Source organism: Brucella gallinifaecis, assembly GCF_006476605.1.
GTDB lineage: Bacteria > Pseudomonadota > Alphaproteobacteria > Rhizobiales > Rhizobiaceae > Brucella > Brucella gallinifaecis.
Window position 1 is genome coordinate 72,859 of record NZ_ML636804.1, and the last position, 20,291, is coordinate 93,149.

A 20,291-nucleotide genomic window follows, 5' to 3' on the forward strand; every position below is an offset into this window, starting at 1 on the left:
AGCTCCGCATGTTCAGATTGTTTTCATGGCTTGCCAACAGCTTCCACTTTCTTTTCATCAATCCACCAAAGCGTCTCAACCGGGAAGCCATAATCGGGTTTTGGCTCTTTGAAGCCAAAACGATCCCAATAGGCAACCAGATGATTCGCTGCTGTCCAATTTGGAATCCACTCCAGTCGGATACGCAAGTACCGATCAAGCACCTTGATTGTTGCAATCAGTTCATCGCGGCTTGAAACCTTGCCGACATCATCAATCAATGCATCTATTATCGGGTCAGAAGTGCCGGGAAGGTTGTAGCTGCCCGGTGTTTTGGCTGATTGCGATCCAAACATGCTTGCGAGCGATTCTTTAGTCGGCGTTGCATTAAATTGCATGGCCATGCCCACCAGATCAAAATCGAAATCCTGTAACCGCGCCTGATACTGGCTGGGATCGACCAGCCGCAAGCTGGCATCAATGCCGATTGCCCGCATCTTCTGTACAAACGGATTATAAATACGCGAGAAGCTTTCCGAATTGCTGAGAATTTCCAGCGAGAATTTCTCGCCATTCTTGCTGTGGAACTGACCGTTCTTGCGCTCAAAGCCTGCTGCATGCATCAGTTCAATGGCACGGGAAAACTGCTTGCGGTCTCGCCCGGAGCCGTCTGATACGGGCATGAGAGGCACCTCGCCAAAAGCCGCTTCGGGAATTTTTCCGCGATAGCGCTCCAGCACCTTCATTTCGCCGGGCGTTGGTAAGCCCACGGCCTGAAAGTCTGATCCATTGAAATTGGATTGTGAGCGTTGATAGGTAGAATAGAACAGATTTGCATTGGTCCATTCAAAGTCGAAGCACAGATTGATTGCTTCGCGTATGCGCGGGTCACGAAACCGTTCTCGGCGCTGGTTCAATGCCCAGGCCTGCATCAAGGGGCGCTTTTCTCGCGTAAATGTGCGTTTGATGATTTTCTTTTGCTCGATAGCCGGAAAATCATAAGCGGTCGCCCAGTTTTTGGCGACACTTTCCTGCCGGAAGTCGATATTGCCCTTTTTGAAAGCTTCAAATTCCGGTTGGCGATCACGATAAAACTCGATTTTCAGGCGATCAAAGTTGTTCAGGCCGCGCTGCACCGGCAAATCCTTGGCCCAATAATCTTCAACGCGTTCATATTCGATGGACTGCCCGGCGACCACTTTGCCAACGCGATAAGCACCTGAACCAAGGATGGTTTCCATATTGGCGGCGTCGAAATCGCGATCTTTAAACCAGTCTTTCGATAATATAGGCAGCGTTACGGCATCAAGAATGGCGTCAGGACCACGATCAGTAGCAAAGCGCATCTGCACTTCCCGCTTGCCTTTTTCTTTCACGGATTGCAGTGCGGCAAGGGTTTGCCGGATAAGCGGATGACCTTTTTCCTTTAATATTGTGTAGGTGAAAACCACGTCTTTTGCTTCTATGGGCGAGCCATCATGAAAGCGTGCTTCCTTGCGCAGCCGGAAGAGACAGGTCTGACGGTCTGTAGAAAGCGTTACGCTTTTAGCAATCAGGCCATAGACGGCATCGGGTTCATCCAGCGCGGAAGCCATGAGGCTGTCAAAGGTCAGCTCCATGCGCGGCGGTGCGTCACCCTTGAAAGTGAGTGTGTTGAGCGTGTTGAAGGTGGATACATTCTGGTTCCAGAACCATGTGTTTGGTGCCAGTGTAAAAGTGCCGCCTTTGGGCGCATCCGGGTTTACATAGTCAAAATGGCTGAAATCTGCCGGATATTTCAGCTCGCCAAAGGCCGAGAGACCATGCAGCGGCTTATTGACGGCAAGCTTTGCAAAAGCCGTTGCAGGTAGACAGGCTGTGATTGCGGCACTGCCTGAAAGCCCGAGAAAATGGCGGCGATTCATGCGAAGAAAGGTCATTTTCTCGTCTGCCTACTGAATAGCGCTTTTGATTTTAGCATCCTTCGCAGGGTCTACCCACCAGGAGAACGGGTCAATTCCCCGATATTCGGGTTGCTTCTCAGGCATGCCGAACTTGTTCCAATAGGCCACATTGATATGGTCGGAATACCATTGCGGAATGACGTAGTAATTCCACAACAAAGCACGATCGAGTGCATGGGTTGCAGCAACCAGTTCCTCACGATCCTTGGCATAGATGACGCGGTCGATCAGCTTGTCGATAGCAGGGTTCTTGATGCCGGCATAATTGCGGCTGCCTTTGAAATCTGCGGCCTTGGAACCCCACATGTCACGCTGTTCATTGCCTGGAGAATCGGATTGAGGGGTTAGCGCAGATATAACATCATAGTCAAAATCATTGACCCGAGCCTGATATTGCGCGGCATCAACGGTGCGAATTCGCGCGTCGATACCTATTTTTTTCAGATTCTGGATATAGAGATTGTGAACGCGCTCAAATGCGCTGCCGTCATTTAGAAACTCGATGGTGAACTGGTTGCCATTGGCATCAACCAGCTTGTTGTTCTGTAGTTTCCAGCCAGCTTCATTTAAAAGTTGCAGCGCCTTGCGCAGATTATCGCGCGTCGCCTGTGGCGTATCATAAACGGGTGCCTTGAATTCATCTGTCAGTGCTGCTGCAGGCAATGCATCCTTTACTGTCTCAAGAATTGCCTTCTCTTGCTGAGTGGGTGCACCCTCGAGCTGCAACTCATTGCCCGAGAAATAGCTGTTGATGCGGGTATATTGATTGAAAAACAGCAGACGGTTCATTGTTTCAAAATCGAAAGCATAGGTAAGCGCTTCACGCACTTTCGGATCTTTGAACTTGTCTTTGCGGGTGTTGAGAAAATAGCCCTGCATCCGGCCTACAGCATTATATGGGAAGGAAGCCTTCACGACATCGCCGCGCTGTACGGCAGGGAAATTATATTGTTCAGCCCATCTTTGTGCACGATTTTCATTGCGATAATCATATTCGCCGCCTTTTTTAAAGGCTTCCCATGTCGCATCTTCGCTTAGATAATATTCGTAGCGCACTTCATCGAAATTGTTGCGACCGACATTTTCCGGCAAGTCTTTGCCCCAATAATCAGTGACCCGTTCCCAGACGACTGAACGTCCCGGTACAGCAGTTTTGATTTTATAGGCACCTGATCCGAGCGGAATTTCCAGTGTCGGACGGCTGATATCGCGCTGTTTTCCCTGTGCGTCCTTGCCTTCCCACCAATGTTTTGGAAGCACAGCAAGTTGCCCCACAATATGTGGTAATTCGCGGTTGCCTTTTTGTGAGAAGGTGAACTTCACTTCACGCTCGCCGGTCTTTTCGGCTTTTTCAACATCGCCATAATATTTGTTGTAAAGTGGTGACTGTTTTTTGAGGACATCAAACGACCAGATGACATCATCAACGGTAATCGGTTGTCCGTCATGCCATTTCGCTTTTTCGTTGAGCCTGAACTTCACCCAGGAAAAATCGTCGGGATATTGCAGTGCTTCAGCGATTTGCGGGTATTGGGTGGACCCTTGATCAAGGGCGTCACTCATCAGCGTGTCATAAAGCATTCCGCCGCCGAAGTCAGAAAGACCGGCCGCAGCAACACCTTGAATGACATAGGGATTAAAGCTGTTGAATGTACCGACTGCGACCTGATTGAGGGCGCCACCTTTGGGTGCGTCGGGGTTTACATAGTCGTAATGCTTGAAATCTGCCGGGTATTTGGGTTCGCCGGTGAGGCTGGAAGCGTAACGCCATTGGGGTTCGTTATCTGCCGTAAACCCGAAGGATATTGTGCTTGCCAACAAGGTTATTGCGAAAGCACCTGCCCAAAAACCCCGCATCCTGCATCTCCATTTTTGTTTCGCCCGTTCTGGAAGCGATTCTTAGGGCTTTTTGCGGAGGAAGAAAGGCAGAAGTTGAAAAAACATGCGTGCAATAAGAAAGCCGGATTAATATCCGGCTTTCTTGCAATATTCCAATCAGCTCAATTTGCCGGTTCTGGTTGAGCCGGTTCTGGTTGAACTGGCGCGTCCCCGTTGCTGGCCGGAGCCTGTTGCTCAGGCTTTGCTTCATCACCCTCAGCGGGTGCTGCTTCAGCCGTTGGAAGCGGAGCAGGATTGTCAGAGAGCGTGCGCAGGAAAGCAATCAGATCTGCACGTTCATTGTCCTTCTTGTCGCCGGCAAAGCCCATGGCTGTGCCTTTGATATAGCCCTTTGGCGAAGTCAGGAACTTGTTGAGATGTTCATAATCCCATTTGTTTCCATTCGCGCCAAATTCCTTCATGGCAGCCGAATAGCCAAAGCCCTCAACAGAAGCTGCCGGGCGATCCAGCACATCCCAAAGATGAGGCCCAACCTTGTTGGCCCCTCCTTTTTCAGATGTGTGACATGCGGCACAACGTTTGAAAACTTTTTCACCGCGTTCAGGATCAGCAGATTGCATAAGAACGGCAATCGACACTTCTTCCTTGGCAGGCGCAGCTCCGCCACCTGTCGAAGCTTCTGCGGTTTCGATTATATAGCCTGGCTTTTCAGGCGCGGGCGCATGAAACAGCGAGTCGGACAGGATGCCCGTTGTCATGACAACGAAAACCGTTGCCAGAAAAGCCATGATAAATTTATTTGTCCGGGTTGAATTCATCGCCGGTCAGCGCTCCCTCTACTCAACGCCTCCAAAGGCCGGCATGCAAAACATAAGTCTGGCAAGTCTCTCCCCGGCATCGGGCGAAAACTAGGTGGTTTAAGGGGGGGATGCAACACCTATAAGCGGTTCTGGCCCCGTGACTTTTTGACACTTTTGCTGCAAGGCATGGGTAGATAAATGTCGAAAGAAGGCGCAATAAGAGTTTTTGGCCAAACCACATATGAAGAGGCGGTCATGCTTCAGACTTTGAAAACACTGACACTTATCCCGGCACGTATGGCTTCGGTTCGCTTGCCGAACAAGCCGCTTGCCGATATTTGCGGCAAGCCGATGATCGTGCATGTGGCTGATCGGGCTGTGGCAGCAAAGCTTGGCCGTACGGTGGTTGCAACCGATAGTGAAGAGATTTTTGCCGCAGTTCAGGCTCATGGTCATGAAGCCATAATGACACGCAGCGATCATGAGTCGGGCTCGGATCGTATTTATGAGGCACTGCAAAAACTCGATCCGGATGGTGAAATAGAGGCGATCGTGAATGTGCAGGGTGATCTGCCGACAATCGATCCCGAAACGATCCGGCGTGTATTGTTGCCGCTTGTTGATGGACCTGCCGATATTGCCACACTGGGCGTCGAGATTACTGTTGCTGAGGAAAAGACCAATCCGAATGTCGTCAAGATTGTCGGCTCGCCCAAGGTTTTAGGTTCGCCCAGGGTTTTAGGTTCGCCCAAGATTTTAGGCTCGCAACAGAATGAGGGTCAGCGTTTGCACGCGCTTTATTTCACCCGTGCGACTGCACCCTATGGCGATGGACCGCTTTATCATCATATCGGGCTTTATGCCTATCGCCGGGCAGCACTTGAGCGGTTTGTAAAGATCGGCCCATCTGCACTTGAAAAGCGTGAAAAGCTTGAGCAATTGCGCGCGCTTGAAGATGGAATGCGCATTGAAGCCGAGATTGTCCGCGCTGTTCCGCTTGGTGTTGATACACAGGCTGATCTTGACCGGGCGCGTGAAATTATCGCAAAGGGATTATGACGAACAAGCTTCGATTGTTGCGGAGCATTTGAGAAAGTACAAACACGATGAAGACCAACCGGATTTCCTTTCAGGGTGAAGCAGGCGCCAATTCCGATACGGCTTGCCGCAACATGTTTCCCGATATGGAGCCTTTAGCGTGTCCGACTTTTGAAGATGCTTTCAATGCGGTTGAAACTGGCGCTGCCGATCTTGCGATGATTCCTATTGAAAACACGCTTGCTGGTCGCGTTGCTGATATTCACTATCTTCTGCCGCTGGCTGATATGCATATTGTCGGCGAATATTTTCTGCCGATTCATTTCCAGCTGATGGTGCTGCCCGGCGTCAAGCGCGAAGAGATCAAAACGGTTCACAGCCATATTCACGCGCTTGGTCAGTGCCGCAAGGTTATCAGACAGAATGGCTGGAAGCCGGTGATTGCCGGCGACACTGCAGGTGCTGCACGCCTTGTAGCCGACATGAAGGATCGCTCGATGGCAGCCTTGGCGCCAAGTCTTGCGGCTGAACTTTATGGCCTTGATATTCTGGAAGAGAATGTCGAGGATTCGGAAGATAATGTGACCCGCTTCGTTGTTTTGTCGAAGACGAAGAAATGGGAGCCTCGCCCCGAAAACGATGAACGCATCATGACGACCTTTGTGTTCCGCGTCCGCAACGTGCCAGCAGCTCTTTATAAGGCGATGGGCGGTTTTGCGACCAATGGTGTCAACATGACCAAGCTTGAAAGCTATCAGCTTGGCGGGCGTTTCATCGCTACGCAGTTTTATGCGGATATTGAAGGCCACCCGGAAGACCGCAATGTGCAGCTCGCTTTGGAAGAACTGGCCTTTTTCTCAAAGGAAGTGCGGATTCTGGGCGTCTATAAGGGCAGCGATATTCGCGGCACGCAATTGCTGGCAGCGGAATGATCAAAGCATGTCTCTCAAAACTGGGAACCGGTTTTGGGAGACATGCATTAAAACAAATAGACTCTAGCTTTCCGCCCAGGCTCTGATCAGATGGGTTGCGATGGCACCGGATGCCGGTACGTGCAGCCCGTTTTCATGGCTACCTTCAATCATGGCACGTACCTCTGCCTTGCTAAACCAGCGACCATCTTCCAGTTCTGAACGGTCAATGGTGAAGTCATCGGATAGCACTTCCGCATGACAGCCGATCATCAGCGAATAGGGGAACGGCCATGGCTGGCTCGCATAATAGCCAACGCGACCGATTTGAAGCCCCATTTCCTCAAGACTTTCCCGTCTTACCGCAGCTTCAATTGTCTCGCCATGTTCGATGAAACCGGCAAGGCAGGAATAAGATCCAGCGGTAAAATGTGCGCTGCGGGCCAGAATGCATTTTTCACCACGAATGGGCAGCATGATTGCCACCGGATCGGTGCGCGGAAAATGCTCCGCCTGACAATGCGGGCAGACACGTTTTGCACCTCCGGCACGCATTTCACTCTTGTTTCCGCAACGTCCGCAAAAGCGGTGATTGCTGTGCCATGCTGTCAGTGCCGCAGCCTGTGCCAGCGCACCAACAATATCTGAAGGGACCAGACCTTCCATATAGATGCTGCGATAGTCCTGTGCGCGAAAGGGATGTTGGAGGGTTTCTGGATCAAGTAACGCCATTAACGCCACAATCGGCGTGCCATCCTGCAAACCGAGCAGGACGGGTTCATGCAAATCTGGCGAGAAAGCCTGCGCTTGCTCAAGCGAAAACAGAGCGCGGGGTGCCAGTTCCTCAGTATAATCGAGCAACAGCTTATTGCCGCCCAGAATCATTATGCGGGTCTCAGGCAGTTCCAGTGCAGTGAAAGCAGAATCATCCTGCCGTTTTTCGGAAAGCCGGTCGATGCGGTTTGCTGCAAAGCCAACAAGCTGGCTCGGCTCAGTCTCCGGCAGGTCGTAAAGGCGAAAAGCCATCATGTTCTCGGAATATAATGTGAGGGAATCAGAGTGCTGCGCGAATATCTTCGATCAGTTTTTGTGCGTCGTTATCATGATAGGCTTCGCGAGTGCCGTGGCCCCAGACAGGGCCGGGCCAGCCCGCATCGTCTTCATTGCGGGCAATGACGTGGATATGCAACTGGCGTACGATATTGCCAAGCGCCCCGCTGTTGATTTTTTGGCATTTTGTCAGCGTCTTGAGCGCCTGTGCCACAATGCCCGTTTCAAAAGTCAGCATGGTCTGGTCAAGCGGCGTCATATCGTGAATTTCACTCAAGTCAATACGGCGCGGAACAAGGATCAGCCATGTCCAGCGCCTGTCATTCATAAGTCGCAGCTCGCACAGGCCAAGTGAGACCACTGAAAAAGTGTCGGCTGAAAGCCGTTTATCGAGTTCAAACTGTTTCATGGGATAATTCTATCAGTTTTTTTGCCTCTGCGCTTGCTTTTTGCGTATTAATTGACGATATGCAGCGTGGGAGGTTGGTGGTGGACGAGCCACTCGCCAACCGGGTCAGGTCCGGAAGGAAGCAGCCCCAACGAGCACGGCACGGGTCATCGTGCCAGCCTCCCACCTTTCTTCACGACGATAATGGTCCTTCATGACGATCATGACTGTTGATGGTTGATAAGCCAGTGTTGAAGCCACTTTCGTCTCCCGTCCAAACTGTTTAGAGTTTGTTGATCGGAACAGCGAACAGAGAACGGAAGGGTCGCAATGGACACAAAATCCGAAACTGGCGCTTATCGCGTTCTCGCCCGCAAATATCGTCCGCAGAATTTCAATGATCTGATCGGCCAGGAGCCGATGGTCCGCACGCTGAAAAATGCATTCGAGACAGGCCGTATTGCGCAAGCCTGGATGCTGACCGGTGTGCGTGGTGTGGGCAAGACGACCACAGCGCGTATTCTCGCGCGTGCGCTCAATTACAAGACTGATTCTATTGATCAGCCGACCATTGATCTTTCCGTGATGGGTGAGCATTGTCAGGCAATCATGGAAGGCCGCCATGTCGATGTGATTGAAATGGATGCGGCTTCGCATACAGGTATCGATGATATTCGCGAAATCATCGAACAGGTGCGCTATCGTCCTGTGTCGGCGCGTTACAAAGTCTATATTATCGACGAAGTACACATGCTCTCCAATCAGGCTTTCAATGGCCTGTTGAAGACGCTGGAAGAGCCGCCGCCGCATGTGAAATTCATCTTTGCGACCACAGAAATCCGTAAAGTCCCGATCACGGTCTTGTCGCGCTGTCAGCGATTTGACCTGCGCCGTATCGAATCGGGCACGCTGGCCGCACATCTGCGCCGCATCGCACAAGCAGAAGCAATCGAAGTCGATGATACTTCACTTGCGATGATTGCGCGTGCAGGCGAAGGCTCGGCACGCGATTCGCTGTCAATTTTTGATCAGGCGATTGCCCATGGCGCGGGGCATGTCTCGGCGGAAGCTGTGCGCTCTATGCTCGGTCTTGCTGATCGTGCGCGTATTATCGATCTGTTTGAAATGTTGATGCGCGGTGATGTGGCCGGTGCTTTGACCGAATTTCGGGCGCAATATGATGTTGGAGCCGATCCATCGGTCGTGCTGACGGATCTGGCTGATTTCAATCATCTGGTCACACGTCTGCGGTTTACGCCCGATGTGGCGGACGATGTATCGCTCTCGGAAGACGAGCGCGTGCGTGGTCGCGATTTTTCGCAAAAACTCTCAGTGCGTGTGCTTTCACGCACTTGGCAGATGCTGCTCAAGGGCATTAACGAAGTGGATACCGCAACGCGGCCCGTACAGGCGGCGGAAATGCTGCTGATTCGTCTAGCCCATGCAGCCGATCTGCCAACGCTTGATGAAGCGCTGAAGGGGCTGGAAAATGGCTCTGTTTCTGCACCACGTCCGCAGCCTTCAGGAGGGGCGAGGCCGAATGGCGGCTCGCAGCCAGAAGCGCGTGGCCCAGAAACCAGTAGTAATGTTGATGCGGTTTCATCTTCGGTTGTGCCTGCATCAGGTGGTCCTGCAACGGCCATGCGTCTGGTGGAAACACAGCCGCAGCAGGTCCAGCCGGCTGTTGCGCAACCATTCGTCGATAATACGCCGCAGCCTTCGGTTCCGATTAACAGCCTTGACGATATTGTGGCGCTGGCTGACAAATATCGCGACATGCAGTTCAAGATTCTGGTCAAGAACTGCGTGCGCCTTTCGTCGATTGCCGCCGGGCGGCTTGAAATTGGCCTGACCGATGATGCGCCTAAATCGCTGCCGAGCGATATTTCGCTGCGTTTGCACAACTGGACCGGCATTCGCTGGGTGGTGAGCGTTGCACGCGATGTTGCGGGGCAGACTGTTGCAGAAGTGGAAACCGAGCGTCGCGATAATCTTGTGACCGATGCGCGTGCTGATCCTGATGTTGCTGCAATTCTGGCAGCTTTTCCGGGTGCAAGGATTACCGATGTCCGCATTGCCGTTGCAGAACAGGGTGATGATGACGATATAGATCTTGATGTGGTTGAAGACGTGCCCGGTGCGCCTTCTGACGACGACTGAGTTTTTACAGATAATGGAGTGAACCCATGCGTGACATGATGGGCATGATGAAACAGGCGAAAGAATTGCAGGCCAAGATGAAGGCCATGCAGGATGAGATCGCCAATCTGGAAGCAACTGCCTCTTCGGGTGGTGGTCTGGTAACAATCACGCTTTCGGGCAAGGGCACCTTGTCTTCGCTCAAGATCGACCCTTCGATGATGAAGGAAGAGGACACTGAAATCCTCGAAGACCTGATCATCGCAGCACATAACGATGCTAAAGCGAAGCTTGAAGCTGAAATGGCCGAAAAGACCCAGTCACTGACCGCTGGTCTGCCAATTCCTCCGGGGCTCAAGCTGCCATTCTAAGACCATTCGGGGGAGCGCTTCAGCTCCCTTTTTTACCCCTTTATGATACCTCAACCTTTTATAGCAAAATGTCCAAACGTATTGCCGGCCCTGAAATCGAACGTCTGATCCAGCTTCTGGCCCGCGTGCCGGGATTGGGGCCGCGTTCTGCGCGTCGTGCGGCGCTGCATCTGATCAAGAAGAAAGAGGCGCTGCTGGTGCCGCTTGGCGGCGCCATGCAGGAAGCGGCTGAAAAGGTGCGTATCTGCTCGTGCTGCGGCAATGTCGATACATCCGACCCCTGCACGATCTGCACGGATGTGCGACGTGATCTGTCGATGCTGATTGTGGTCGAGGATGTGTCTGATCTTTGGGCGCTGGAACGTGCAGGCACCATGAATGTGCGCTATCATGTGCTGGGTGGTCGCCTGTCGCCGCTTGATGGCATTGGTCCGGATGATCTCAACATCAAAGGTCTGGTGGAGCGTGTGGCATCGGGTGAAATCAGGGAAGTGATTCTCGCAGTCAATGCCACTGTCGAAGGGCAGACGACGGCGCATTATATCACCGATCAGCTGGCAAATTTTGAAGTCCGTGTCACCCGGCTTGCGCATGGCGTGCCGGTTGGCGGTGAGCTTGATTATCTTGATGAAGGAACGCTTGCGGCGGCTTTGCGCGCACGCACAGCACTCTGATATTCAATTCGGGAGACATATATGAAGGCTGCATTCTGGAAACTAAGCCTGATGGCGGCTTTTTGTATCGCTGCATGCGCTGTCTCCCCATCTGTTGCCGCCCCTTCCAAAGCGCAGGTCGAAAGACAATATCGCAACTGGATTGAAAAAGACCTCTGGCCAGAGGCAAAAGCAGCAGGCGTTTCGCGTGCAATTTTTGATCAGGCTTTTGCAGGTGTCAGCATTAACTGGAAACTGCCTGATCTGGTCATTCCGGGCGAAAAGCCGACAACGCCGAAAGAGCAGAAGCAGGCCGAGTTTGGTGCTCCGGGCAAATATTTCAATCCGAAGACTATTGGTGGCGTCACCAATGGCGGCAAGGCGCGTCTTGGTCAGCATGCAAGCCTGCTCAAACGCATCGAGAAACAATATGGCGTGCCGGGGCGTATTGTTGTTGCCATTTGGGGGCGTGAATCGGGCTTTGGCACCGTAAAAATTCCCTATAATGCTTTTGAAGTGCTTGGTACCAAGGCTTTCATGGCAACGCGCAAGGATATGTTCCGTAAAGAGCTGATTGCGGCCCTTCAGATCACGTCACGCGGTTACATTGCCAATGGCGCGATGAAAAGCTCGTGGGCGGGCGCTCTGGGTCAGCCGCAATTCATGCCGACTTCCTATCTCAAACATGCCGTTGATTTTGATGGTGATGGCAAACGTGACATCTGGAATTCGGTGCCCGATACACTGGCTTCAATTGCCAATTATCTTAAAATCCATGGCTGGCAGGCAGGGCGTGACTGGGGTTATGAGGTCAATGTGCCTCAGAATATTTCGTGCTCGCTGGAAGGGCCGGATCAGGGCAAGACATTTGCTGAATGGGCAAAGCTTGGCATCACCCGCACCAATGGCAAGGCATTTCCGGCCAATGAAATGCGGGGCGAGGGCTTCTTGCTGATGCCCGCTGGCCGCTATGGCCCGGCCTTTATCGTGACGCCGAATTTCTACGTTATCAAAGATTACAATATGAGCGATCTTTATGCGCTTTTCATTGGTCATGTTGGCGACCGTATTACCTATGGCGCGGGTGATTTTCAGACGCAATGGGGCAATGTCGGCACCATGTACCGTTCTGAAATTCTGGCGATGCAGAAACGCATGCAGGCGCAGGGCTATGATGTTGGCAAGGCCGATGGTCTGCCGGGTTTTAAAACCCGCCGTTCGATCGGTCTTTGGCAGTCAAAACATGGCATGGCGCCGACCTGCTTTACCCAGTCTGAACTGGTAAAATCCATTCGTTAAAATAATTTTCCGGGAGGCAAAAGCTCCCGGAAAATCGTGTTTAGGGTCAGGACCCATTAGTTTGATGAGAATGGCATCTGAAATGACCAGATTTGCAAGGAGAGACGTGAGGACCGGGGTGGTTCCCCCGGTTGAGCGGCTCGACGCAGCAGATCGCCAAGTCATTTCGATGTCCGAAGGATGTGGTCCATCCGCCCGCCTACTTCGTCGAAAAGTCTTGAAAATGAACCACATTTCCTTCGCCTTTTCTTCTCGTATCCGAACGGATGGCCTCACACCATTCCCGTCAAATTAATGGGTCCTGACCCTAAGCAGCCTTTGTCAGCATTCCGTGCGGGTCGAGAACAAATTTCTTCGCCACACCCTGATCAAAGCTTTCATAGCCCTGCGGCGCTTCTTCCAGCGAAATCACCTGCGCATTGACTATGTCTGCAATATTAAGACGTCCATGCAGAATGGCCTGCATGAGCTGGCGGTTATATTTAACCACTGGCGTCTGACCTGTATGGAAAGACTGCGCCTTTGCCCAGCCAAGGCCAAAACGCAGCGACAGACTTCCCTGCTTGGCGGCATTATCGACAGCGCCCGGATCTTCCGTCACATATAATCCCGGAATGCCGATGGAACCTGCCGGACGGGTGATTTCCATCATCTGGTTGAGAACAATGGCCGGTTGTTCGCCGCCACTATGCCCGCGGGCTTCAAAGCCGACTGCGTCAATGGCACTGTCCACTTCATTGCTGCCCGTTACTTCCGCAATCATGTCGCCAAGGCGATCACTTGCGGAAAGATCGATCGGCTCAAAGCCAACTTTTCGTGCGTGGTCCAGACGTTCCTTGTTAAAGTCGCCAACCATGACGACCGCAGCACCCAGGATTCGCGCCGAGGCTGCGGCAGCAAGCCCGACGGGTCCGGCACCGGCTACATAGACAATCGAGCCAACGCCAACACCTGCTTTCACCGCGCCATGAAAGCCGGTGGGCAGAATGTCGGAAAGCATGGTCAGGTCGCGGATTTTTTCAATCGCCTGTTCACGATCCGGGAATTTCAGCAGATTGAAGTCGGCATAAGGCACCATGACATAGCGGGCCTGTCCGCCAATCCAGCCGCCCATATCAACATAGCCATAAGCGCCGCCTGCACGGGACGGATTGACCGTGAGGCAAACGCCGGTATCCTGAGATTTGCAGCATCGGCAGCGCCCACAGGCAACGTTAAAGGGCACGGAAACGATGTCGCCCACTTCGAGCATTTCGACATCGCTGCCTTTTTCAATCACTTCGCCGGTGATTTCATGACCAAGCACGAGGCCGGGCATGGCGGTCGTGCGGCCACGAACCATGTGCTGGTCGGAGCCGCAAATATTGGTTGTGATCACTTTCAAAATGACAGCATGATCGAGCTTGCGCCCATCAGGTGCGCTTAACACCGGATCATCAATATCACGAACTTCGACTTTACCCGGGCGCATATAAACAACGCCTCTGTTCCTGCTCATGTCTACCTCCTCCAGATCGACTGTGCGGATCGTTCCCGATCCGCATATAGGGCCGGGATGTGCGGGATATACCCGTGTAACAAGCCTATCGTGATTATCGGTCAAAGAGTTATCCTGTGCGCGACATGTCCGGTTCTCTCATCAGCATATCAGTGAAAGATTTGAGCGCTTTTGTTTGATAGCGGTCATTGAGTGAAAGCATCAGAAACTGACGCTGGGGCAGGGAAAAATCGGCTTTTACCAATGTACCTGCCGCAAGATGGGGGGCTGCGACCAGTTCTGAAATTGCCGTGACATAATTTCCAGACAGCACAGCGGAACAGATCGCCTCGTTGGATGGAAGCTCAAGCGCGATGTCAAGACGTGCAGGATTGTAACCGGCTGCCCGTATCGCATCTTCAAACACGCTGCGGGTGCCAGATCCATGTTCGCGTAATATCCACTGGCTTTGATAGAGCGAATCCCATGTCAGTTTTCCGGCACTGCGCCATGCATGATCAGGCCTTGTGACAACGATAAGCTGATCCATGCCAACCTTGCGAAGTGAGAGGGCAGGAGCCTGTACTGCGCCTTCAACAAGACCGATATCTGCCAAACCTTGTTGTGTGGCCTGTGTTACACTTTCGGTGTTTCCAAGCGTCAGTCGCACATCAATCATGGGATAGGTCGCATGAAACTGCGCCAGATAAGGGGGCAGCCAGTAGCTTGCGATGGTCTGGCTGGCATGAATGGCAAGCATGCCCCGTTTGCCGCCGCCAAGTTCCGATAGCATGCGTTCAGCGGAGTGAGCACGCGATACTGTTGCACGCGCTTCATCCAGAAACAGGTGGCCATCGCCGGTCAGTTCGATGCGCCGCCCGATCCGGTTGAAAAGCAGCGCACCATAGCGGTCTTCAAGCGTGCGAATGGCCGAACTTACCGCCGACGGCGTGAGATGCAGTGCTTCTGAAGCACGGGTCAGATGCTCACGCTCGGCCACTTCGATGAAAATACGCAGTTGTTCCAGTGTCATAGCTACAATCATTCGATTTTATCGAACGAATTGTGCCATATTATGCGATGGAATGAACAGAAGAAATAGCGCATCTGATTGAAAAATATTTCTCAACCTATGAATGCTGCTTGAAATGACCACCGCAACCATTACCAAATTCCAGAATATTCTCCCCGGACTGGGCCTAAGTATCGCTGTTTCGGCTCTGGCCGTCGGCCTTGAAATGCTTGAGGCGCATTACACAGGCAAAGCGTGGCTGGAGGCACTGGTTCTGGCAATCCTCATCGGGACAGCGGTGCGCACTCTTTTTCGTCCCGGAAAGCAATTTTCCAAAGGCATTAATTTTTCAGCAAAGCTTCTTCTGGAGATTGCCGTGGTACTGCTTGGCGCCTCGATCAGTGCGCGTGCAGTGATTGATGCCGGGCCGGGTCTTATATTGGGTATTGCCAGTGTGGTGGCGATTGCGATCATGCTCAGCTATGGCATGGGGCGGCTGTTGAAGCTGCCACATCGCATGGCTATTCTGGTTGCTTGCGGCAATTCGATCTGCGGTAATTCTGCTATCGCCGCAACTGCCCCTGTTATTGGCGCTGATAGTGAAGATGTCGCCGCATCAATTGCTTTCACGGCCATTCTCGGGGTCGTGGTTGTGCTGTGCCTGCCGCTGCTGGTGCCTTTGCTGGGATTATCTTATACACAATATGGCGTATTGGCGGGGCTGACGGTCTATGCGGTGCCGCAGGTGCTGGCTGCAACCGCACCTGTTGCCATGATCAGTGTTCAGCTTGGCACGCTGGTCAAGCTCGTTCGGGTGCTGATGCTTGGGCCTGTTATTCTGGCGCTTTCTGTGCTGGCTGGTAACAAGGACGCTGAAGTGAAGCCGGGCCTGTTGCAACTGGTGCCATGGTTCATCATTGGCTTTCTGGGCATGATGGCATTGCGTTCGCTGGACCTGATCCCTGAAACTATTCTCCCCCTTATTGTGTCAGCATCTACAGCCCTCACGATTATTTCAATGGCAGCTTTGGGGCTTGGTGTGGATGTGCGCTCTGTGGCCTCTGCTGGTGGACGTGTTACGCTCGCAGCAATCCTGTCTTTGCTTGCGCTGGGCGCGATCAGTCTCGGCCTCATTCATTTGCTTGGTGTGGTTTAACGCGTATCTTTTACGTAAAAAGTGGGAAATGAACTTTTGGATATGAAAAAGCCCGCCAGATGGCGGGCTTTCTCTTATTTGAATTGAAGCTTGAAAACTTAGTTGTTTTCCGACTTCTTCATAGCTGCAGCAAGAATGTCGCCGAGCGATGCACCGGAATCGGTCGAGCCGTACTGAGCGACTGCTTCCTTTTCTTCAGCGATTTCCAGAGCCTTGATGGAGACCTGCAACTTGCGGGTCTTCTTGTCGAAGGCGATGACGCGAGCGTCAACTTTCTGGCCCACGGTGAAGCGTTCTGGACGCTGTTCGTCACGATCACGCGACAGATCCGAACGCTTGATGAAGCTGTCGAGATCGTGGTCAACGAGACGGACTTCAAGGCCACCATCGGTAACGGCTGTGACTTCACAGGTTACAACGGCGTTCTTGCGCAGTTCACCCGAAGCTGCTGCTTCGCCGACCTTGTCGCCGGAAAGCTGCTTGATGCCGAGCGAGATGCGTTCCTTTTCGATGTCAACGTCGAGAACAACGGCCTTAACAACTTCGCCCTTGTTGTATTCTTCGATGACCTGCTCGCCTGGACGGTTCCAGTCGAGATCGGAAAGGTGAACCATGCCGTCAACGTCGCCGTCGAGACCAATGAACAGGCCGAATTCGGTCTTGTTCTTGACTTCGCCTTCAACGATTGTGCCCTGTGGGTACTTGTCAGCAAAGGTCGTCCATGGGTTGTCGAGAGTCTGCTTGAGACCGAGCGAGATACGGCGCTTGACCGGATCAACTTCGAGCACAACAACTTCGACTTCCTGCGTGGTCGAAAGAATCTTGCCTGGATGTACGTTCTTCTTGGTCCACGACATTTCTGAAACGTGGATCAGACCTTCGATGCCTGGCTCGATTTCGACAAATGCGCCGTAATCGGTGATGTTGGTTACAGTACCGGTGATCTTTTTGCCGATCGGGTACTTCGCACCAATGCCATCCCAAGGATCGTTCTCGAGCTGCTTCATGCCGAGCGAGATACGATGTGTATCCTGGTTGATACGGATGATCTGCACCTTGACCGACTGGCCGATGGTGAGGATTTCCGAAGGATGGTTGACGCGGCGCCATGCCATGTCGGTAACGTGCAGGAGGCCGTCAATGCCGCCGAGGTCAACGAACGCACCATAATCGGTGATGTTCTTGACAACGCCGTCAACAACCTGACCTTCTTCAAGGTTCTGAACGATTTCCGAACGCTGTTCCGCACGGCTTTCTTCAAGAACTGTACGGCGAGAAACAACGATGTTGCCGCGGCGCTTGTCCATCTTGAGGATTTCGAAAGGCTGTGGGACGTGCATAAGCGGGGTAACGTCGCGGATCGGACGAATGTCGACCTGTGAACGTGGAAGGAAGGCAACTGCGCCATCCAGATCGACGGTGAAACCACCCTTGACCTGGTTGAAGATGACGCCGTCGACGCGTTCGCTGTTTGCGAATTTCTGTTCGAGCTTGCCCCAGCTTTCTTCACGACGTGCTTTTTCGCGCGACAGAACAGCTTCGCCGAGTGCGTTTTCGATGCGCTCAACGTAAACTTCAACTTCGTCGCCCGGCTTCATCGAGCCGTCTTTGCCCTTCGCGCCGAATTCCTTCAGCGGTACGCGACCTTCGACCTTGAGGCCGGCATCAATGATTGCCATATCTTTTTCGATGGCAACGATGCGACCCTTTACAACATAACCTTCTGCAAGGTCATTATTGGCAAAGGATTCAGCCAGCAGCGATTCGAAGTCTGCGAGGGAGGGATTAAATTCAGACATAAATACTCCTGATGCATCCGGCATAAAACAAACATCGGATGCGGCGCCGGGGGTTAGAGTTGCGTTAGGCCTGTCCTTCGGCTCCGTCTCTCAAGAGACAACCGGCGCGTGGAACGCGAAGTCAGGTTATAAAGATGAGTAAGCCCTATATAGGAACAAACCCGGAATTCTCCAGCATTATTCTATCAGAAAGTCGCTAAACTGTCTCGAAATTATGCCGTTCGCTGCGCAAAAGCATGATCAATCAGCTTTTTCGCCGCCAGAAATGCTGCTTCTATACTCATTTTGCTTGTATCTAGCAAGTGCGCGTCTTCTGCGGGCTTGAGCGGTGAATCCGTGCGGTTCATGTCGCGCTCGTCGCGCTTTTTGAGATCAGCCAAAATCTCATCAAAATCAGCTGTGCCGCCTTTGGCAATAATCTCGTCAAAGCGGCGTTGTGCACGCACTTCAGGCGATGCAGTTACAAAGAGCTTTATCTGCGCCTGCGGGCAAACAACCGTCCCAATATCTCGTCCGTCAAGCACGCTTGAAGGCAAAGCATTGGCAAAACTGCGCTGGGCTTCAACGAGCGCCCGGCGCACTGCAGGCATGACCGCTACTTTCGATGCCGCTTCGCCAATGGTGTGGGCTGAAAGCACAGCCTTATCCATGTCATGCAGATTGAGATTGAGCGCCACATCCGCCGCAATCGCCTCATCATCAAGCGGGAGCGCCTTATCAAGCAGCGCTTTCGCGACTGCACGATAAGTCAGGCCGGTATCAAGATGTGGCATGCCGTAATGAATGGCGATCCGCCGGGCAAGGGTTCCCTTGCCCGAAGCAGCAGGTCCGTCGATGGCTACGACGAAACTTGTCATTGCTTCTCGCTGACTTCGATTTTCGCACCAAGGCCCGGCATCATGGTCATGAATTCCGGGAATGAAGTGGCGATCATCAAGCTGTCGTCAACGGTGACTGGCTTTTCAGCGGCCAGACCCATGACAAGGAAGCTCATCGCAATGCGGTGATCCAGATGTGTTGCAACCGTACCGCCGCCAAGGCCTTTGCCGCCTGGACGACCGCGAACCGTCAGCGACATCTCGCCTTCGGTGCAATCAACGCCATTGGCTTCAAGGCCGCGAGCAACGGCTGCAAGCCGGTCTGATTCTTTGACGCGCAATTCGTCAAGACCGTCCATCACTGTTTCACCTTCGGCAAAAGAAGCTGCAATTGCCAGAACCGGATATTCATCAATCATCGACGGTGCGCGTTCAGGCGGCACCACAACGCCTTTGAGTTTGGATGACTTCACGCGAAGATCAGCAACATCTTCACCGCCGGCAAGACGCGGATTGATGATTTCAATATCTGCGCCCATTTCCTGCAATGTCAGGATAAGCCCGGTACGGGTCGGGTTCATCAGAACATTGAGGATAGTCACATCCGAACCTTCAACCAACAGAGCTGCGACAAGCGGGAAAGCGGTCGAGGATGGATCGCCCGGCACGTCGATGGTCTGGCCGGTGAGTTTGCCCTGTCCGACGATGCGGATATGACGCACGCCTTCCTTGTCGGTCTCAACCGTGAGGTCAGCACCAAAGCCTTGCAGCATTTTCTCTGTGTGATCGCGCGTCATGACCGGTTCAATGACCGTTGTAACGCCCGGCGCGTTGAGACCGGCAAGCAGAACTGCCGATTTCACCTGAGCCGATGCCATGGGAACGCGATAGCTGATCGGGTTTGCAGTCTTTGGACCTGTGAGCGTCAATGGCATGCGGTCGCCTTCTGCGGCCTTTACCTGCACGCCCATTTCACGCAGCGGATTGAGCACCCGTCCCATCGGGCGTGAGGTCAATGATGCGTCCCCGATAAAGCTTGTCGTCATGTCGTAGGTGCCGACAAGCCCCATGGTAAGGCGGGCGCCGGTTCCGGCATTGCCAAAATCAAGCGGAGCTTCCGGCTGCAAAAGGCAACCATTGCCGACACCATTGATGACCCAGACATCGCCATCTTTGCGAATCCTGGCACCCATCGCCTGCATGGCGCGGCCTGTATTGATAACATCTTCACCTTCAAGCAGGCCAGTGATGCGGGTTTCGCCCGCAGCAAGGCCGCCGAACATGAATGAACGATGCGATATGGATTTGTCACCCGGAATACGTATTTCGCCCGTCAAAGCCTCTGAACGGCGGGCGGTGGCAGGTTTCGGGGTAGCGGAATGGGACATGGATTCTTCACTGTCTCATTTTGGCGTTATTCACGCTGGATTAATCAAAGCGGCAGCTTCCTAACACAGGAACAAGGCGTGGTCATCCGCCAATATGTGTTTTGAGGCATAGTTAGCGTGCAGAATGTGTCTTTGGCTTTGACAAAAGCTGCAAATTGCGTTTATGCACCAAAACAACACTGTAAGGCGCGTCTTCCGCCTTCTCCCGACTGATTGCCGGTTGAGGAGTTT

At 52.8% G+C, this 20,291-nt stretch carries 17 protein-coding genes and 1 other RNA gene; 8 read left to right on the plus strand and 10 right to left on the minus strand.

The genetic code is table 11. The annotated features are described in order from the left end of the window. Positions 1-23 precede the first annotated feature (23 nt). The 3 genes from FHY56_RS08735 to FHY56_RS08745 all read right to left on the minus strand — a co-directional run bounded on the left by FHY56_RS08735 (position 24) and on the right by FHY56_RS08745 (position 4,579). A complete protein-coding gene (locus FHY56_RS08735; RefSeq protein WP_140904785.1) occupies positions 24-1,898 on the minus strand; it encodes an extracellular solute-binding protein in 1,875 nt (624 codons plus the stop codon). Between the two features lie 12 nt (positions 1,899-1,910). After that, positions 1,911-3,779 carry an extracellular solute-binding protein gene (locus FHY56_RS08740; protein ID WP_140904786.1) on the minus strand — a complete coding sequence of 623 codons (1,869 nt, stop codon included), beginning with the start codon at positions 3,777-3,779 and terminating at the stop codon, positions 1,911-1,913. A 143-nt stretch (positions 3,780-3,922) separates the two neighbouring features. Next, positions 3,923-4,579 (minus strand): c-type cytochrome, encoded by a 657-nt coding sequence (locus FHY56_RS08745; protein ID WP_140904787.1) that lies wholly within the window; start codon positions 4,577-4,579, stop codon positions 3,923-3,925. A gap of 237 nt (positions 4,580-4,816) precedes the next feature. Between FHY56_RS08745 and FHY56_RS08750 the strand changes: the two genes are divergently transcribed. Together FHY56_RS08750 and FHY56_RS08755 are read left to right on the plus strand one after the other, a co-directional pair. Continuing rightward, positions 4,817-5,620 carry a 3-deoxy-manno-octulosonate cytidylyltransferase family protein gene (locus FHY56_RS08750; protein ID WP_140904788.1) on the plus strand — a complete coding sequence of 268 codons (804 nt, stop codon included), beginning with the start codon at positions 4,817-4,819 and terminating at the stop codon, positions 5,618-5,620. 47 nt (positions 5,621-5,667) lie between these two features. Beyond that, on the plus strand, positions 5,668-6,531 hold the full coding sequence (locus FHY56_RS08755; protein ID WP_140904789.1) for a prephenate dehydratase: 864 nt from the start codon (positions 5,668-5,670) through the stop codon (positions 6,529-6,531). 63 nt (positions 6,532-6,594) lie between these two features. Here FHY56_RS08755 and nudC read toward each other — a convergent pair whose 3' ends face one another. Beyond that, the gene (nudC, locus tag FHY56_RS08760) at positions 6,595-7,536 is read right to left on the minus strand and encodes an NAD(+) diphosphatase (protein WP_140905023.1); all 942 of its coding nucleotides are present in this window, start codon (positions 7,534-7,536) and stop codon (positions 6,595-6,597) included. Between the two features lie 28 nt (positions 7,537-7,564). Next, positions 7,565-7,969, minus strand: a complete 405-nt coding sequence (locus FHY56_RS08765; RefSeq protein ID WP_140904790.1) for an HIT domain-containing protein — start codon at positions 7,967-7,969, stop codon at positions 7,565-7,567. A gap of 69 nt (positions 7,970-8,038) precedes the next feature. Between FHY56_RS08765 and ffs the strand changes: the two genes are divergently transcribed. The 5 genes from ffs to FHY56_RS08790 all read left to right on the plus strand — a co-directional run bounded on the left by ffs (position 8,039) and on the right by FHY56_RS08790 (position 12,410). Then, an RNA gene (ffs, locus tag FHY56_RS08770) (signal recognition particle sRNA small type) lies at positions 8,039-8,135 on the plus strand. A 143-nt stretch (positions 8,136-8,278) separates the two neighbouring features. After that, complete coding sequence (locus FHY56_RS08775) at positions 8,279-10,108, plus strand: DNA polymerase III subunit gamma/tau (RefSeq protein ID WP_140904791.1); 1,830 nt, start codon at positions 8,279-8,281, stop codon at positions 10,106-10,108. Positions 10,109-10,134: 26 nt separating this feature from the next. Continuing rightward, positions 10,135-10,458: a YbaB/EbfC family nucleoid-associated protein gene (locus FHY56_RS08780; protein ID WP_140904792.1), complete on the plus strand. Its 324-nt coding sequence runs from the start codon at positions 10,135-10,137 to the stop codon at positions 10,456-10,458. Between the two features lie 68 nt (positions 10,459-10,526). After that, positions 10,527-11,132 carry a recombination mediator RecR gene (gene recR / locus FHY56_RS08785; protein ID WP_140904793.1) on the plus strand — a complete coding sequence of 202 codons (606 nt, stop codon included), beginning with the start codon at positions 10,527-10,529 and terminating at the stop codon, positions 11,130-11,132. Between the two features lie 21 nt (positions 11,133-11,153). Next, positions 11,154-12,410 (plus strand): lytic murein transglycosylase, encoded by a 1,257-nt coding sequence (locus FHY56_RS08790; protein ID WP_140904794.1) that lies wholly within the window; start codon positions 11,154-11,156, stop codon positions 12,408-12,410. Positions 12,411-12,717: 307 nt separating this feature from the next. On the opposite strand, the gene fdhA is transcribed toward FHY56_RS08790, so the two are convergent. Both fdhA and FHY56_RS08805 read right to left on the minus strand, forming a co-directional pair. Further along, complete coding sequence (gene fdhA / locus FHY56_RS08800; protein WP_140904796.1) at positions 12,718-13,908, minus strand: formaldehyde dehydrogenase, glutathione-independent; 1,191 nt, start codon at positions 13,906-13,908, stop codon at positions 12,718-12,720. A 109-nt stretch (positions 13,909-14,017) separates the two neighbouring features. Next, positions 14,018-14,920: a LysR family transcriptional regulator gene (locus FHY56_RS08805; protein ID WP_140904797.1), complete on the minus strand. Its 903-nt coding sequence runs from the start codon at positions 14,918-14,920 to the stop codon at positions 14,018-14,020. A 115-nt stretch (positions 14,921-15,035) separates the two neighbouring features. On the opposite strand from FHY56_RS08805, the gene FHY56_RS08810 reads away from it, so the two are divergent. After that, a complete protein-coding gene (locus FHY56_RS08810) occupies positions 15,036-16,055 on the plus strand; it encodes a YeiH family protein (protein ID WP_140904798.1) in 1,020 nt (339 codons plus the stop codon). Positions 16,056-16,153: 98 nt separating this feature from the next. On the opposite strand, the gene rpsA is transcribed toward FHY56_RS08810, so the two are convergent. The 3 genes from rpsA to aroA form a co-directional block, all read right to left on the minus strand. Further along, positions 16,154-17,854, minus strand: coding sequence for a 30S ribosomal protein S1 (gene rpsA, locus FHY56_RS08815; RefSeq protein ID WP_140904799.1), 1,701 nt, complete (start codon positions 17,852-17,854; stop codon positions 16,154-16,156). Positions 17,855-18,066: 212 nt separating this feature from the next. Next, positions 18,067-18,711 carry a (d)CMP kinase gene (gene cmk / locus FHY56_RS08820; RefSeq protein ID WP_140904800.1) on the minus strand — a complete coding sequence of 215 codons (645 nt, stop codon included), beginning with the start codon at positions 18,709-18,711 and terminating at the stop codon, positions 18,067-18,069. Then, complete coding sequence (aroA, locus tag FHY56_RS08825) at positions 18,708-20,060, minus strand: 3-phosphoshikimate 1-carboxyvinyltransferase (RefSeq protein ID WP_140904801.1); 1,353 nt, start codon at positions 20,058-20,060, stop codon at positions 18,708-18,710. Before aroA ends, cmk begins: the two co-directional genes overlap by 4 nt. Between the last annotated feature and the right edge of the window lie 231 nt (positions 20,061-20,291).

Excerpts from the sequence above, each read along its gene's own strand:
- FHY56_RS08735 (WP_140904785.1), bottom strand. The coding sequence starts at position 1,898 with ATGACCTTTCTTCGCATGAATCGCCGCCATTTTCTCGGGCTTTCAGGC.
- FHY56_RS08740 (WP_140904786.1), bottom strand. The coding sequence starts at position 3,779 with ATGCGGGGTTTTTGGGCAGGTGCTTTCGCAATAACCTTGTTGGCAAGC.
- FHY56_RS08745 (WP_140904787.1), bottom strand. The coding sequence starts at position 4,579 with ATGAATTCAACCCGGACAAATAAATTTATCATGGCTTTTCTGGCAACG.
- FHY56_RS08750 (WP_140904788.1), top strand. The coding sequence starts at position 4,817 with ATGCTTCAGACTTTGAAAACACTGACACTTATCCCGGCACGTATGGCT.
- FHY56_RS08755 (WP_140904789.1), top strand. The coding sequence starts at position 5,668 with ATGAAGACCAACCGGATTTCCTTTCAGGGTGAAGCAGGCGCCAATTCC.
- nudC (WP_140905023.1), bottom strand. The coding sequence starts at position 7,536 with ATGGCTTTTCGCCTTTACGACCTGCCGGAGACTGAGCCGAGCCAGCTT.
- FHY56_RS08765 (WP_140904790.1), bottom strand. The coding sequence starts at position 7,969 with ATGAAACAGTTTGAACTCGATAAACGGCTTTCAGCCGACACTTTTTCA.
- FHY56_RS08775 (WP_140904791.1), top strand. The coding sequence starts at position 8,279 with ATGGACACAAAATCCGAAACTGGCGCTTATCGCGTTCTCGCCCGCAAA.
- FHY56_RS08780 (WP_140904792.1), top strand. The coding sequence starts at position 10,135 with ATGCGTGACATGATGGGCATGATGAAACAGGCGAAAGAATTGCAGGCC.
- recR (WP_140904793.1), top strand. The coding sequence starts at position 10,527 with ATGTCCAAACGTATTGCCGGCCCTGAAATCGAACGTCTGATCCAGCTT.
- FHY56_RS08790 (WP_140904794.1), top strand. The coding sequence starts at position 11,154 with ATGAAGGCTGCATTCTGGAAACTAAGCCTGATGGCGGCTTTTTGTATC.
- fdhA (WP_140904796.1), bottom strand. The coding sequence starts at position 13,908 with ATGAGCAGGAACAGAGGCGTTGTTTATATGCGCCCGGGTAAAGTCGAA.
- FHY56_RS08805 (WP_140904797.1), bottom strand. The coding sequence starts at position 14,920 with ATGACACTGGAACAACTGCGTATTTTCATCGAAGTGGCCGAGCGTGAG.
- FHY56_RS08810 (WP_140904798.1), top strand. The coding sequence starts at position 15,036 with ATGACCACCGCAACCATTACCAAATTCCAGAATATTCTCCCCGGACTG.
- rpsA (WP_140904799.1), bottom strand. The coding sequence starts at position 17,854 with ATGTCTGAATTTAATCCCTCCCTCGCAGACTTCGAATCGCTGCTGGCT.
- cmk (WP_140904800.1), bottom strand. The coding sequence starts at position 18,711 with ATGACAAGTTTCGTCGTAGCCATCGACGGACCTGCTGCTTCGGGCAAG.
- aroA (WP_140904801.1), bottom strand. The coding sequence starts at position 20,060 with ATGTCCCATTCCGCTACCCCGAAACCTGCCACCGCCCGCCGTTCAGAG.